This is a genomic window from Brevundimonas vesicularis, assembly GCF_032067225.1.
GTDB classification, from domain to species: domain Bacteria; phylum Pseudomonadota; class Alphaproteobacteria; order Caulobacterales; family Caulobacteraceae; genus Brevundimonas; species Brevundimonas vesicularis_F.
On sequence record NZ_DAMBJX010000018.1, the window covers coordinates 43,730 to 55,827 of the forward strand.

General features: G+C 65.1%; 22 protein-coding genes. 1 reads left to right on the forward strand and 21 read right to left on the reverse strand.

Features of this window, described 5'->3' with window-relative positions; all coding sequences use genetic code 11:
* Position 1 precedes the first annotated feature (1 nt).
* From xrtH to RT123_RS06535, 3 genes are read right to left on the reverse strand one after another with little or no spacing between them, the layout of a single operon-like run.
* Positions 2-553, reverse strand: coding sequence for an exosortase H (gene xrtH / locus RT123_RS06525; protein ID WP_313008424.1), 552 nt, complete (start codon positions 551-553; stop codon positions 2-4).
* Positions 554-597: 44 nt separating this feature from the next.
* Entirely contained in the window at positions 598-744 is a 147-nt protein-coding gene (locus tag RT123_RS06530; RefSeq protein WP_313008425.1) for an IPTL-CTERM sorting domain-containing protein, read from the reverse strand.
* Between the two features lie 41 nt (positions 745-785).
* Complete coding sequence (locus RT123_RS06535; RefSeq protein WP_313008426.1) at positions 786-1,478, reverse strand: IPTL-CTERM sorting domain-containing protein; 693 nt, start codon at positions 1,476-1,478, stop codon at positions 786-788.
* 216 nt (positions 1,479-1,694) lie between these two features.
* Between RT123_RS06535 and RT123_RS06540 the strand changes: the two genes are divergently transcribed.
* On the forward strand, positions 1,695-2,738 hold the full coding sequence (locus tag RT123_RS06540) for a helix-turn-helix transcriptional regulator (RefSeq protein WP_313008427.1): 1,044 nt from the start codon (positions 1,695-1,697) through the stop codon (positions 2,736-2,738).
* A gap of 454 nt (positions 2,739-3,192) precedes the next feature.
* Here the strand turns inward: RT123_RS06540 and RT123_RS06545 are convergent, their stop codons facing one another.
* The 18 genes from RT123_RS06545 to RT123_RS06630 form a co-directional block, all read right to left on the reverse strand.
* Positions 3,193-3,390 carry a helix-turn-helix domain-containing protein gene (locus RT123_RS06545; RefSeq protein ID WP_313008428.1) on the reverse strand — a complete coding sequence of 66 codons (198 nt, stop codon included), beginning with the start codon at positions 3,388-3,390 and terminating at the stop codon, positions 3,193-3,195.
* Positions 3,391-3,460: 70 nt separating this feature from the next.
* Positions 3,461-3,796 (reverse strand): hypothetical protein, encoded by a 336-nt coding sequence (locus RT123_RS06550; RefSeq protein WP_313008429.1) that lies wholly within the window; start codon positions 3,794-3,796, stop codon positions 3,461-3,463.
* Positions 3,793-4,191 (reverse strand): hypothetical protein, encoded by a 399-nt coding sequence (locus RT123_RS06555; RefSeq protein ID WP_313008430.1) that lies wholly within the window; start codon positions 4,189-4,191, stop codon positions 3,793-3,795. Before RT123_RS06555 ends, RT123_RS06550 begins: the two co-directional genes overlap by 4 nt.
* Positions 4,188-4,427, reverse strand: a complete 240-nt coding sequence (locus RT123_RS06560; RefSeq protein ID WP_292079822.1) for a hypothetical protein — start codon at positions 4,425-4,427, stop codon at positions 4,188-4,190. Before RT123_RS06560 ends, RT123_RS06555 begins: the two co-directional genes overlap by 4 nt.
* Positions 4,424-6,079 (reverse strand): hypothetical protein, encoded by a 1,656-nt coding sequence (locus RT123_RS06565; RefSeq protein WP_313008431.1) that lies wholly within the window; start codon positions 6,077-6,079, stop codon positions 4,424-4,426. The genes RT123_RS06560 and RT123_RS06565 overlap by 4 nt, the downstream gene beginning before the upstream one ends.
* 1 nt (position 6,080) lies before the next feature.
* A complete protein-coding gene (locus tag RT123_RS06570) occupies positions 6,081-6,767 on the reverse strand; it encodes a DNA cytosine methyltransferase (protein ID WP_313008432.1) in 687 nt (228 codons plus the stop codon).
* Positions 6,767-7,261 carry a hypothetical protein gene (locus tag RT123_RS06575; RefSeq protein WP_313008433.1) on the reverse strand — a complete coding sequence of 165 codons (495 nt, stop codon included), beginning with the start codon at positions 7,259-7,261 and terminating at the stop codon, positions 6,767-6,769. The genes RT123_RS06570 and RT123_RS06575 overlap by 1 nt, the downstream gene beginning before the upstream one ends.
* Complete coding sequence (locus tag RT123_RS06580) at positions 7,254-7,688, reverse strand: hypothetical protein (RefSeq protein WP_313008434.1); 435 nt, start codon at positions 7,686-7,688, stop codon at positions 7,254-7,256. The genes RT123_RS06575 and RT123_RS06580 overlap by 8 nt, the downstream gene beginning before the upstream one ends.
* Positions 7,688-8,263: an MT-A70 family methyltransferase gene (locus RT123_RS06585; protein ID WP_313008435.1), complete on the reverse strand. Its 576-nt coding sequence runs from the start codon at positions 8,261-8,263 to the stop codon at positions 7,688-7,690. Before RT123_RS06585 ends, RT123_RS06580 begins: the two co-directional genes overlap by 1 nt.
* Positions 8,264-8,266: 3 nt before the next feature.
* Positions 8,267-8,698, reverse strand: a complete 432-nt coding sequence (locus tag RT123_RS06590; RefSeq protein ID WP_313008436.1) for a hypothetical protein — start codon at positions 8,696-8,698, stop codon at positions 8,267-8,269.
* Positions 8,698-9,138 (reverse strand): recombination protein NinB, encoded by a 441-nt coding sequence (locus RT123_RS06595; protein ID WP_313008437.1) that lies wholly within the window; start codon positions 9,136-9,138, stop codon positions 8,698-8,700. The genes RT123_RS06590 and RT123_RS06595 overlap by 1 nt, the downstream gene beginning before the upstream one ends.
* Positions 9,135-9,875: a hypothetical protein gene (locus RT123_RS06600; protein WP_313008438.1), complete on the reverse strand. Its 741-nt coding sequence runs from the start codon at positions 9,873-9,875 to the stop codon at positions 9,135-9,137. The genes RT123_RS06595 and RT123_RS06600 overlap by 4 nt, the downstream gene beginning before the upstream one ends.
* Positions 9,872-10,075, reverse strand: coding sequence for a hypothetical protein (locus RT123_RS06605; RefSeq protein WP_313008439.1), 204 nt, complete (start codon positions 10,073-10,075; stop codon positions 9,872-9,874). The genes RT123_RS06600 and RT123_RS06605 overlap by 4 nt, the downstream gene beginning before the upstream one ends.
* Complete coding sequence (locus RT123_RS06610; protein WP_313008440.1) at positions 10,075-10,857, reverse strand: ERF family protein; 783 nt, start codon at positions 10,855-10,857, stop codon at positions 10,075-10,077. Before RT123_RS06610 ends, RT123_RS06605 begins: the two co-directional genes overlap by 1 nt.
* A complete protein-coding gene (locus tag RT123_RS06615; RefSeq protein WP_313008442.1) occupies positions 10,854-11,066 on the reverse strand; it encodes a hypothetical protein in 213 nt (70 codons plus the stop codon). Before RT123_RS06615 ends, RT123_RS06610 begins: the two co-directional genes overlap by 4 nt.
* Positions 11,063-11,377, reverse strand: a complete 315-nt coding sequence (locus RT123_RS06620) for a hypothetical protein (RefSeq protein WP_313008443.1) — start codon at positions 11,375-11,377, stop codon at positions 11,063-11,065. The genes RT123_RS06615 and RT123_RS06620 overlap by 4 nt, the downstream gene beginning before the upstream one ends.
* On the reverse strand, positions 11,374-11,706 hold the full coding sequence (locus tag RT123_RS06625; RefSeq protein WP_313008445.1) for a hypothetical protein: 333 nt from the start codon (positions 11,704-11,706) through the stop codon (positions 11,374-11,376). The genes RT123_RS06620 and RT123_RS06625 overlap by 4 nt, the downstream gene beginning before the upstream one ends.
* The coding region (locus RT123_RS06630; protein WP_313008446.1) for a hypothetical protein at positions 11,703-12,098 on the reverse strand (396 nt) is incomplete at its 5' end. The genes RT123_RS06630 and RT123_RS06625, both read right to left, overlap by 4 nt.

The window sequence follows — 12,098 nt, forward strand, 5'->3', positions numbered from 1 at the left end:
CTCATGCCGCGACCGGCGTGGCGGCGGTCCGGTCGGCGGCCTCGCGCCGCACCTGCCACCGGGTCCAGAAGAAGAAGATCAGCAACCCCTCCAGGCCGATCATGGCGTCCCAAACATAGTGATGAAAGAACTCGAAGACCTCCTGCGACCCGCGCGAGAGATACAACAGGCTGATGATGCGCAACAGGTTGATGGTCTGAAGGGCGACGATGCCCGCAGCCGCGCCGATCAGGCCGTATCGTAGCTTTCCAGGAAAGGCGATGATCGCGGCCGTCAGCAGGGCGCAGACCTCCACGGCGTTGCAGCCCGCCAGCACCTGCACGGCGCCCTTGCCGTCATCGAAGCGCAGAATGGCGCCGTCTGCGATCACCCGATCGTCGACCAGATCGATCAGCAGGGCGCAGACGTGCACCAGGCTGCGGGTGAAGGGGGCGACGAACAGGCGCTCGGCCCAGGGCGTGGCCAGAACGCTGAACAATGCCACGGTGATCAGCAGGAACAGACCCAGATACTGGATCGCCGGCGATTTCAGCATCGACGTGGCTCTCGGCATTGACGCGCTCCCTGCCCGTGACGGTGCGGGCATTCTGGACCAGCCTAGGCGAACTGACGCCGACGCTGAAGGTGCAGCGCCGCCCCGCCCGCCAGCATCATGGCGAACAGGATCATCGCCCATTCGGTCATCGTGGGAACGGGAGCCGGCTCAGAGGGCAAAGCCGGTTTCCAGTCGGACAGTGTTGTCACCGACGCCTCGACAGACGGGGGCGGGCTCGAGACTCAAGTTTTCAGGCGAGCCGGCGTCGATACTGGAGGTAGAGCGACGCACCGCCGCCCAGCATGGCGGCGAACAGGATCATCGCCCATTCGGACAGGGTCGGAACGGGGGCGACGCCCGGCGTCGCGGTCAAGCTGACATTGTCGTAGTTGGCCTGGCCGCCCGAACTGCTGACCAGTCGCACGCTGAGGCGCTGACCGATCAGCGGGCCGGCAGCCGGCGCCGTCCACCGCACCGTGGCGGGCGCGAACTGTCCCGCGACAGGGTTGACGCTCTGGACGCCGACACGCGTACCACCAACGACACCGCCTTCTGTAATTGTGCCGCCGACCCAGAGTTCGAGACTGGGCGTAACGGCCGGATTGTCCGTGCGCCGCCCGAACTCGGCGGTCAGTTCATAGACCTCATTGGCCACTACGGCCTTGGTTGTCTGCTGGGCGAGGGCGTTGACGCCGTCGTTCGTATAGGCCCACTGATTGCCGTTCGGCGTCATCAACTCGGCGCGCTCGTAGCCAATGCCGAAAGGAAAGAGGCCGCTCAGACTGCCGGTCCAGTCGGGGATCGCGCCAACCGTGCTGCCCCCCGGCGCGATAGACGGATTCTCGAAACTCGGATTGGCGACGTAGTTCTGTGCGGTCGCGGGCGCCGCAAGCGCCAGACAGGCGACAGCGGAGACGCCTGCAAGGTTGAAGAGGCTGGCCATTGAATTTCCCCGAAGAGGCGTTCGGCCCTCCGCCGACGCCTTTATGACCGCCGGATGCCATGTGCATGGGGAACGAGGAACGCCTGTACGTCTCACGCCGGTGAGACGCATAGGGTTTGACAAAACTCTGCAAGATCAAGCGTCTTTACATCCGGCCGGTGAGCTGCGCATCAAGGGGAATGGCTCGCGCTTTCCTTTCGTGATCCAGGAGTTCGCGTGCCCTACCCTCGTACGATCGCCTGGGATGTTTCCACCGCCACCCTGCCCGACGCGCTGGAACGCTATCTGATCGCCATGGCCGACATCTACGAGGTGTCGGGCATCAGCGATGAGGATCAGGCCAACTTCTACAATCATATGCGCAGCACCCTCAGCGCGGTCGGCGGGATCGGCACGGGGCGATCCGTGCAGCAAACCCTGAGCCGCGGCCCGGATCTGCTGAGGCGCTCGTCCGTCGATGGTCTGAACCTGGTCATCAACCGGACCGCGACGGTCGGCGAATATGACGGCCGAAGCGCCCAGGCCATGCCGGGCGCCCTGCAGATACGAGATTTCGGGCGGCTGTCCTCGACCAGGCTGGAGACGGTCGATTTGCTGGCGATCATGGTGCCGCGCAACCTGGCGCCGCCTCCCCTGCTGGGACCGGAGATGCACGGACGGATCCTGTCGCCCGAATTGCCCGGCGTCAGGCTGGTGAGGGGCCAGATGCAAATCCTGGCGCAGGAGGCGGCTGAACTGAGCGACGCCGCCCTTGATGCGGCGATCCAGTCTCTGATGCTGGTGATCGGCCGGGTCGCGGGCATTGAGACGTCCATCGGCGCGCCGGAAATATCCACCATCCAGGGCACCGTGCGGCGCCTTGCGGTGGATTTCATCGAAACCCGACTGGACGCCGGAGACGTCGCCTTTGGCTCGGCTGAAATCGCCGCCGCCGCAGGGGTGTCGCGCGCAACCCTGTATCGCTCTTTCGAACGGGTCGGGGGCGTGAACCGTTTCGTTCAGGAGCGTCGACTGCACCACGCCCGCCAGGCCTTGAGACAGCGGATCGATCTGAAGCCTTCCATCGCTGAAATCGCCTGGAGCTACGGCTTCACCTCCATCAGCCACTTTAATCGCCTGTTCCGCGAACGTTTCGGCTATCCGCCGTCCGAAGTGCCTCCGGTCGGCCCTCAGCCGCACATCGTGCTGTCGGACGGTCCGATCCGTCACGATCTCCTGAGCGACTGGCTGGCGGAGATCGGATCCACCGACCCGATGTAGTCCGTTCGGGACGACAAGACGTTGGCCTGCGCCGGTACGCCGCGCCTTCCCAGTCATTCGGGATCTTGGGTCGCAACAGATCCCGCGACAGTGAAGCAACCGAAGTCTCTGGGGCGTGAGACGCTCAGGCGTTCTCAAACCTCATCAAGCCTGCGAGCAGCCCGACAAGCGCGCGGTCATGAATGACGAGGCCCGCCGACAAACAGGGGGTGACAGGTGAGCGTCCATCGAGAAAGAACCGCGCCAGTGCTGCTGCGGCTTCTGACCTGGGTCACACAGAGAATCTTCGCCCAAGTGCCCAGGATCAGGTGACAGTGACGGCTGGCCGCAACCCTGATTTCGGGTTGCACCCTCGCTCCTGCGGACAGCGGCGTGGCGGACAGAGAGGGTTTAGAAGCCGTCAGTCGTGGCGGGGGTTTCAGGGCCGTTTTGAAGCGGCGCCCTAAAACACGCCCTAAGCCGCGCTGTCGATAGGGCCGAAATGCTTCTCCAGCTCGGCTCTCGGGATGAAGACCCGACGCCCCCGATGGCGCGCCTGGATCTCGCCGGCGCTGACCATCTTCGATAAGGTGTTCCGGCTGGTCCCCGTGGCGGCGACAGCCTCCTTGTAGGAATAGGCGATCTTGGCGCCATTGTCGTTCGCCGCGCTCATCCCTCCCCCTTCCCATTGCGGGCGAGGAAGGAGCGGGCGACCTTTTTGGCGGCCTCACCGATATGGTCGATCATTTCGGCTCACCTGTCGAGGCGGCGGAAAGCGGCGACATGAGGTCTTGGATTTCCCGCGCGGCTTTGTCGGCGATTGCGCTGGCCTCTTCGTAGCGCGAGGCTTTCACGAACGCATCTGCATGGCGAACGAACGCGTTACGGATCGCGCCCCAGTCCCCGCCCCCTGGCAGCGGCGATGCGGGGGCGGCTGCTGATAATCGATCCATCAGGGCATCAACGTGATGAGGCATAATCGTCATTTTCACGTTGAGCGGAACGTCGTCGCGGAGCCAATCAAACACGGCGCGTCTAGGCACCAGGCGCAGCGCATCGGTGGGGGCTTCATTGCTCACGGGTGTGTCTCCTGCTGTAGGGCTTCATTTATGGCCTCGACAATCATGCTAATGGCGTGGTCGCCCTGAGAGACGGGCGAATGACCATCGCCCATGCCGTGCGAGGCGGCAGGAGACCCGCACATGCACGTTTCGTGATCGTCAATCGGCCACTCCCGAACTCGATTTCGGGTTTCTTTCAACGCCTTCGCCAGCCTATCCGCTCGGGCTTCGGCTGCGGTGGCGCGGTCGTTGGCAGCGAGCGACACCTTCATGTTGATCGACCTCGCGATTGCCGCACAGGTCGCGTCAGACAGGCCGGGCGCGCCATTTCGGATGCTCTCGTAGGCGAAGCGATACGTTTCGCTCAGACCCACGTCTCCCAGCCCCGACGTGTTCGCGTTAGAGTCGGTCATGCGTCACCATCAAGAATGTCTTGACGTGCGATCAGGCCGGTCGAGTTATTCCAATACATGCCGGGAAGCGGGCCTCCCGGACCTTGGACGTGACCATATCCACGCCGCTCAAGGTTCTTGGCGGTAGCGTAATGCGCGCCGTTAAAAAGCTCGACGCCGCACCCTTCCTCACCAGTCAGGTCGTCGGGGTCGCTTGCGAGAATCATTTCGCGCTGCGCGTTTGTGAAGTCCGTCATGCCGCTCCCCCTTCCTTCGCGGCGGTCGATTTCAGGGCGGCTTCGGTTTCAATGACCGCGTCGGCTAGATGCCGCAGGCAAGCCCGGCCCCAGCGCGTCGAAGCGCCGTATGTCGTCTCCCATTTCGCGGGATCGTAAGGCTCAGGCCAGAACTCCGCACCGAAATGGACGTTGTTGCCGTTGCGCTCAAGCGTGTGCGGATCGACGCCCGAAGAGCCCTGCATCTTGATCCGACCGCACCGCATCAAGGCGCGGAACCGCTCGGCATCCACCCTGTCTTCATCGGCGGCGGGCGGCGGGGATGGGTGAGCGAACGACGGCTTAGCGGCTTCCTTCGCCCTGATCTGATCAACCTTCGTCCAGACGCGGGCCAACTCGCGCTCACCTTCGGCCGTCATGTCCACGCCAGTCGCAAGGCAATGGGCCGCCAGCGTCATCATCACGCCGCCGACTTCCTGATTGATTTCGCCTTGTGGACGGCTGAAGGCATAGCGCACCACGTCAGCCGCAGCGGCTTCGGTCATGCCGGACGCCTGAACCAACTCAACGGCTTCTTCTAGGAACCGCGCGTTGCGATGCTCGACGTTCATACGGCTTTCAGGCCCGAAGCAGACATCAAGCCATGCGCCGCACCGATCCTGAAACCGCTCCCCCGCCGCCCCTTCGTCCTGGGCCTCGGCTCGGGCGGGGGCGGTGGAGAGGGCGGGCCACAGCGCGCGAGCCACAAAGTCCGCTTGCTTGTCGATGGACATGGCCGGGCAGTCGGACAGCGCGCCGAAGATCGACCGGCCAAACTCATCTAGGCTAGACGCGTCGGGCGTAATCGTCAGGTCGGCTAGGGCAGACTCGTATTCAGCGTCGCGCTTGGCGATATGCGCTCCGATCTCGCTTGCGGCCAGACCGACCCTCTGCTGGCCTCCCGAGGCGAGGGGGCGGGCGGATAGGAGGGCGAGGCGACGTATACGAGACGCGGCCTGACGCATGGTTGCCGCCCAATCTTGCCACTGGTTGTCGTCTGCCTCTTCGGACACGCGATCCAAGGCGTCAGCGTCTTCTAGCGCCAGACGCACCGCCTCCCGCGTCTCTCCGCTCGGTTGGGGGGTGTGGCGTAGGTCGTAGAGGTATGAGCGGGCCTCGTCGGTTGCTTTCTGGCGAATGTCTTTCGACAGCGTTTGTGCGATCACCAGATTGTCCAGCAACACGCGTAAGGTTTCGCTATCCCCCTTCTGCCCCCCCAAGGCGAGGGGGCGGGCGGATAGGAGGGCTTCCAGTGTCGCGCAGTCGGCGGCCATTTCGTCGTCTTCATAGACGTGGGCCGCCATCTTCAGCCGGTCTAGCGCCTCCCGCGTCTCTCCAGGGGGGCTATCTGTCGATCCGCAATAGCAATACATCATCTCGTCAGAGATCGAGGTCTTGCCCCAGCACTTCGGACCATGCTCCCGCTCCGACCCGCTCGCTTCGACCGGAGCGGTGGGGGCGGCAAGCTGTTCGATGGTCGCGTTGATCTCGTGAACCATGACCATAGCGGCGTTTGGTTCCGGCGCGCCGTAGTCTCCATCTCGCACGTCGGAGAAGCGGTCGATAAAGTCACGGGCCTCAGAAAGCATGTCGATCGCAGCCGACAGCGGGCCGGGTGTGGGGGCTTGGGTCATGTCAGGCGGCTTGGTCCTGGCGAGAGGATTGGATGTGGGCCAGCAGTTGGCGGCCCAGGTGTTCGGTGAAGGCGGGCGGGATCGCCTCTGACATTTCGGCGCAGGTGGCCCAGGTCATGCCCATGGCCTCCGACATCGCCGCGCGGTGTCCGCCCTCCCACACGTCGCGGGTTCCGCGTCCTCCGGCCGATGCGGCACGGCGCCGGGCGTGACCGCCATAGACGCCGATCACCGGGCGAGCATCATGCTGGCATGGTGACGGCGCGCTGATGGCGATGTTGCTTTCGAACAGGCGATGGCGGCGAAGCTGGCAGCCTTGAGCGCCTAGGCCGAACATGGACCCGCACAGGGTGATCGGGTCGCGCATGTCCCAGACCGCGCCCTCGACATTCTCGATGATGTAGGGCCGTCCCGTGGCCTGGAGCATCCGCCGCGTCAGGTCGATCAGCCGGGGCGCGCCAACCTGCCCCGGCGCGTTCATGCCGGTATAGCCCTGACAGGGCGGCGAGGCGTGGATAGCGTCGAACGATCGCAGGAAGCGCGGATCGAGCGTCAAAGCGTCGTGCTGGATGAAGGCGAACGGATAATTGCGCTGCGGCTCCAGATCGACGCCGACAACTTCGAACCCGGCGCGGTGATAGCCCATGCCAGCACCGCCTGCGTTGCAGAACAGGTCAAGAATGCGCATCAGACGCCCTCCCCCTCATTTGCGGGGCTGTCTTCTCCGGTGGCGCGGGCCTCCGATTGGGCGCGCAATACGGCGACGCAGAGGGCTAGGGCTGGGGTGGCGGATCGTCCGTAGATTTCCGGCTGGCCCTCGTCGTCACGCACGATGACCAGACGAGCATAGTGAGGCCGGTCGCTGTTGTAGTAGTAGCCGACGTCCCAGGCACCCAACGTCAGTACCCGCTCGGTCAGCCCCAGAGCGGCGTCTAGGCTGGTGGTGAAGCGATACGGGTCACGGTGGATCGTGGTCCCGCGCAAGCCATCGAGCTTCGGCGATCCGTCGCTGTATGTGCCGATGAAGTCTTCCGGCGCGATCCAACCGCCATGCTTATTGCTGGCATGACGAGGCTCTACGCGATGCCAGCCAAACAGGCGGGCAATCTCACGATCTAGCGCGGCCGATCCAGACCCAGCCCCTTCCAGCTTCTCGATCAGCGATGTGATGGTCTCAGGCATGGGTGGCCTCGCTGGATTGGGCCGCGATCCATTCGTATGTGCCGGGGATGTCCTCGTAGTTGGACAGGTCGAGGATGTTGCCGGTGGGCTTTTCCTTATCGACGAGCGCTTTCCAGAGGGCGTTGATCTGGTCGCAGAGCGGCTGAAGCTCGGTCTTTCCGAGGTTGGCCTCGGCAGTGAAGCCGTCCTCATTGGACTGATCCTCGTGCCGACCGTCGATGTGATCGGCCAAATCCTGCCAGTCGTTGAAAATCTCGTCCCAGGCGCCGCGCGGATAGCCGCGGGCGATTTTGAACGGTGCTCCGTCATCATAAGCGTCGCGACCCATTTCGATGGCGACGTCTCTGCTGGAGAACGGCCCGTTCCATACGTCGTGGCGTGTCTCGTGATACCAGTTTGCGGGCGATGTGATGGTCTGGTCAGACATCAGGCGGCTGCTCCAAATTTGGCGGTTTCATTGCCCCACACGGTCCAGCCTGGACGCGGTTCGCGGGCGAACATTTCGAGGTAGGGACCGGCGACCAGCGCCTCGATGCGGGCGTGGGTCTCGTCGGGCTTGCGGCTGTGCTCGCGCCGTGGGGCCTCGATGATCTGGCGGACGCCCTTGCCGAGCCGCTTCGGCCGGCCACGCGTGAACAGCAAGCACGTCTCCGCTTCCTTGCGGGTCCAGTAGCCCATGCCCATGCTGTGCTGCTGGCGGAACAGATCGGGCGTGTCGCCGCGCATCTTCGTCCAGATGAAGGCGTCGGTCTTGTAGGCGAAGCCCCACGCGCCGGCGAGGTCGATGGCCTCCAGAAGGTGGGCGCCGACGATCCACATGAAGAGCGCGCAGTCGGGTGCCGCGACTTCAGCGACCGGCAATGCCTTCATGTCCGTGATCGACATCGTGGCATAAGGATCGGCCGCGACCGTCGGCACAGCCGACTTGCCGTCGTAGGTCCGGAACGACCACGGCGGGTCAGCCAGGATGCAGCCGAATGGTCCAGCGGGAAGCTCGCCCATCCTCTAGCCCTCCCTGTTGGAGGAAGAGGCGCCCCGATATTCCACGTAGAGGCGGTCAGCGATCTCGAACGGATCCAGACCGCGCTCAGACCAGAACCGGGCTTCGCTCATCGAATGCTGCGTGTCGTGGCAGACGCGGTTCAGCGGCACGGCGAACCGGTCGGACGGCTTGACCTGCATCCCGGTCGGCAGCTTGCCGCGCTCCGGGCTGGCCATGCGGATGTGTGCCGCATCGCTGGGCGCCGGCGCACCGCATCCGCAGGCGCACGGCTGGCGACGAAGGAAGGCCAGATAGCCGGTGTCGCGGTCCCTGCCCCGGCTGGCCTTGCCGCCCGGCTTCCGCATGGCCGCGATCCGAAGGCGGGTCTCGCGGTTCTTCGCGCGTTTGATCTCGGCGGCCTTGCGCAGGATGATGCGCTCTTGAGCGGTGACCATCACGCGGCCTCGCTCTGCTGGGCGCCGGTGTCGTTGGCGGGCGCCATGTCGAAGTGCTCGACCGTCAGGCCGTGCTGGGCGGTCCAGGCTAGGATCAGCTCCAGCAGGTCGGAGAACTCGGACTTGGTCAGCTTCGACGATCGCAGGCCCAGCGGCAGCATCGACGTGCCGTCGAGCGTCGGCACGAAGCGGACCTCGCGGCCCAGCGCATGCATGAAGAGCGCCTTGTAGGTCTCGGCATCCATCTGGACGCCGTTGTGTTCGGGGCGCTGCTTCACGATCTGGCCCAGCAAGGACCAGAGCGCGGCGTTCTGGGCGTCCGAGCGCTTTCCGTCGCGGACCTCCATCACCATGCCGAGACCTTCGCGGCATGCCTTCTCCACCCAGGCATGGGCGCGCTCGCGGGTGAAGGCGTTCAAAGGGATGGCGAACCGGCTCACAGCACACGCTCTTCAGTGATCGCCACGCCGGGGATCATCGAGCCGCGGCGGCCGGCGCGAACATCAGCATCGACCATGCTCTGGACCAGACGGCGGAACGGGCCGTCGTCCTGGCGCCAGTAGAACTTCACCGCCTCGTTCAGGTCGATGATGGTCCCGACGTGCTTGGTGCGCAGGCCCATGGCGCGCTCGCGGCCAGTCGCATGGGCGCGGTCGTTCGCTGCAATCTTGGCGGCGCGTTGGGCGTCCTCGGCCTCGCGGATTTTCTCTTCGGCAGCCTCGCGGGCCTCCAGGTTGGCGGCGTCTGCGCTGCGGATGGCCTCGGCGGCGGCACGGGCAGCCTTTTCCGCTTCCTCGCGAGCGATGCGCTCCTTCTCGCGCTTCTCGTCGTCCAGCTTGCGCAGGTATGGCGCCAGGGTGGCCTTCAGCGCGGCGACGGCCTTGTGGACCTTGCCGGGGGTCTTGTTCGTCGCCGGGGCGAACAGCGGCGCATACTTGTCCTGCACCGCCGCCTTGGCATCGTCGAACGGCTTCACCTCGACCTTGCGCTGCTTTTCGGCGGCGTCGGCCGATTTGCGCAGGGCGTCGATCACAGCCGACACGGCGTCAGCCTGCTTCTGGGTTTCAATGGTCGCGCCGTCGGCCCAGTTGCGGGCTTCTTCCAGCCACGACTCCGCGTCCTCCGCGATCAGGTCGAACGGCGTCGCATTCGACAGGTGAATGGGCTCGGCGCTCATGCCGCATCCTCCGCTTTGGAGGCCTGCTCGGCGGCTAAGGCCTCGTCCCGGCGCTGAAGTTCCGCTGCCATGGCGTTGATCTCGGCCTGGCGCAGGCCATCGCGCTGGTCGCGGACTAGCTTGGCGTGGGCGCTGGCCAGATGCGGATACGCCATGTCAGCGATCACGACATCTTGGCCCTTGGAGTTCACGTAGAACATCAGGCAGCTTCCTTTTGATCGAAGGGGGTTTCGTCGGAGGCAGGCTTCTCAGCCGGCGCGTCGGCAAAGCGCTTCGCTTCGGTGCGCATGACCCCGATGACGTGGGCGAAATTGCCGTCGTCCAGCGCCTCGCGAAGGCCGTTCTTCTGGCCCTCCCAGAACGAGGTGAACTGGTCCTTCGTCTTGCACATGCGCAGCTGATCGGCGGCGTACTGAGCGGCGGCGCTGGGGAAGTCCGGCTCGCGCTGCTGTTGCTGTTGATGCTGTTGTCGCGGGCCAGACGACGCGTTGCCGTCATCATCCTCCGGCGCGGCGCCGGTCATCGCCAGCAGCGAATAGCGACGGCCATAGGTGATCGCCGAACCGATGCCTTGCGGATCGGTCTTGCTGGGCTTCAGGCGAAGCACGCTGGTGACCGAAGAGCCGCCCTCGTGGATCATGGTCGTGGCGACCGAGACCCATTCGCCGTCATAGCCTGGCGTTTGGATGACGCCGACGCCAGCGTTGTTCAGGGCTGGCACAACCGCCTCGACGACTTCGGACAGGTCGGCGTACTTGGTCTTGAAGGCAGGGTTGGTCGCCGCCTTCTTCACCGCCTCCATGGCCTTCTGGCCAACGATGAAGGCCTTCGCGAGCGGAGCTCGGTCGCCCTCCCAAATCAGACCATAGTCGCGCTCGACGGTCAGTGTGGTCATGGTGTCCTCGGATTGGGGCGCGCCCTCCCCGACCGGCTTGTTGGGCTCGGTCGGGGCCTTGGCTGCGGATGAAAGGGTGTCGGTCACGGCAGGCGGTCCCACAGCAGGGCCAGCGCGGCGGCGGGCGCCATGCAGGCCAGCAGGCGGGGAACCAGGGCCAGCAGCCGGAAGGGCTTGGCGTTGGCGTCGAAAGGCGTGGCCCAAGGATCGCCGGGGCGGTCTTCGCAGGCGAAACGGCGATACGTGTCTCGGGCGGCGTCGCGGGGATCGGCCGGGATGATGCGGAGGTCAGTCACGCTGCGGCTCCCATGCTCACCGGAACAGCCAGGGCCGAACCGGAAGGGTCTGTGTCAGGGGTGGTGGGGTCGCCGTCGTTGGCGGCGTTCAGGCGGCGGCTCATGGCCTCGCCCAGCCGGACGGCCTGGGTGACGGAGCGGACCTGAAGCTCAATCAGCGTCCCGAGGATTTCGCGGGTCAGCGCGTCCTCTTCAGGTTCGCAGGTCGGTCCCCAGCGTTCGCGGAAGTCTCGTATCGCCTCGATGGCAGCGTCAACGGCCGTGGGGCCTACGCTGTCCTTGAGGGCGGTGATGGCGCGGATGCGGTTCATGCCGGCGCCCCCGGTTTATAAGCGTTCCGCTCGTAGTCATTCGGCAAACGCGGCTCGTCACCGGGCTGAAGGCGCGAGGTGCCGGTAACCGTGGTGCCGGGACGCGTGATGCAGAACATCGGCGGCGTCTTGCGGCAGGACAGGATCATCGCTTCGTCGATGTCTTGCCCGTAGATGTCGATGTCGTTCTTATCGATCGACGTCATGACCTTCTCGCGAGCCGCTTCGGGGCTATCGGCGGTCACCGTTTCGTAGAGTGTCGCGCGGACTTCGATCTTGACCTCGTATTCGCCGGGCCGATCATCGCGGTAGAAGTCGTCGGGGTTCATGCTGCGATCCCCGTCGAGAACATCGCAGCCTTCGCCACGGTCAGCTCACGGCGCCATTCAGCAGCCTTGCGCTCTCCGATTTCCTTGCGGGCCAGATAGGCGGTCAGGGCATCGCCCTTGGCGACCGAGATCAGATAGTCGAGGTCGGCGTTCGCCCTGCCCTCTTCCATGGCCTGAAGGTCGTAGAGGGCGGCGCGGATAGCGCTGTCACCGACTTCATTGCGGTGCGGGCCGAAGTCGCGCAGGGCGGCGGCCGACGATCCGGAATGCAGCGCCATCTTGCGGGCGATCAGGGCGGCGTCGGTGACCGGCGCGTTCCAGACTTGATCGGCGATCTGTGCGCCTTCCGGCAGCAGGCGAAGCGCGGCTTGGTGCTTTCCGGGGCGGCGGCG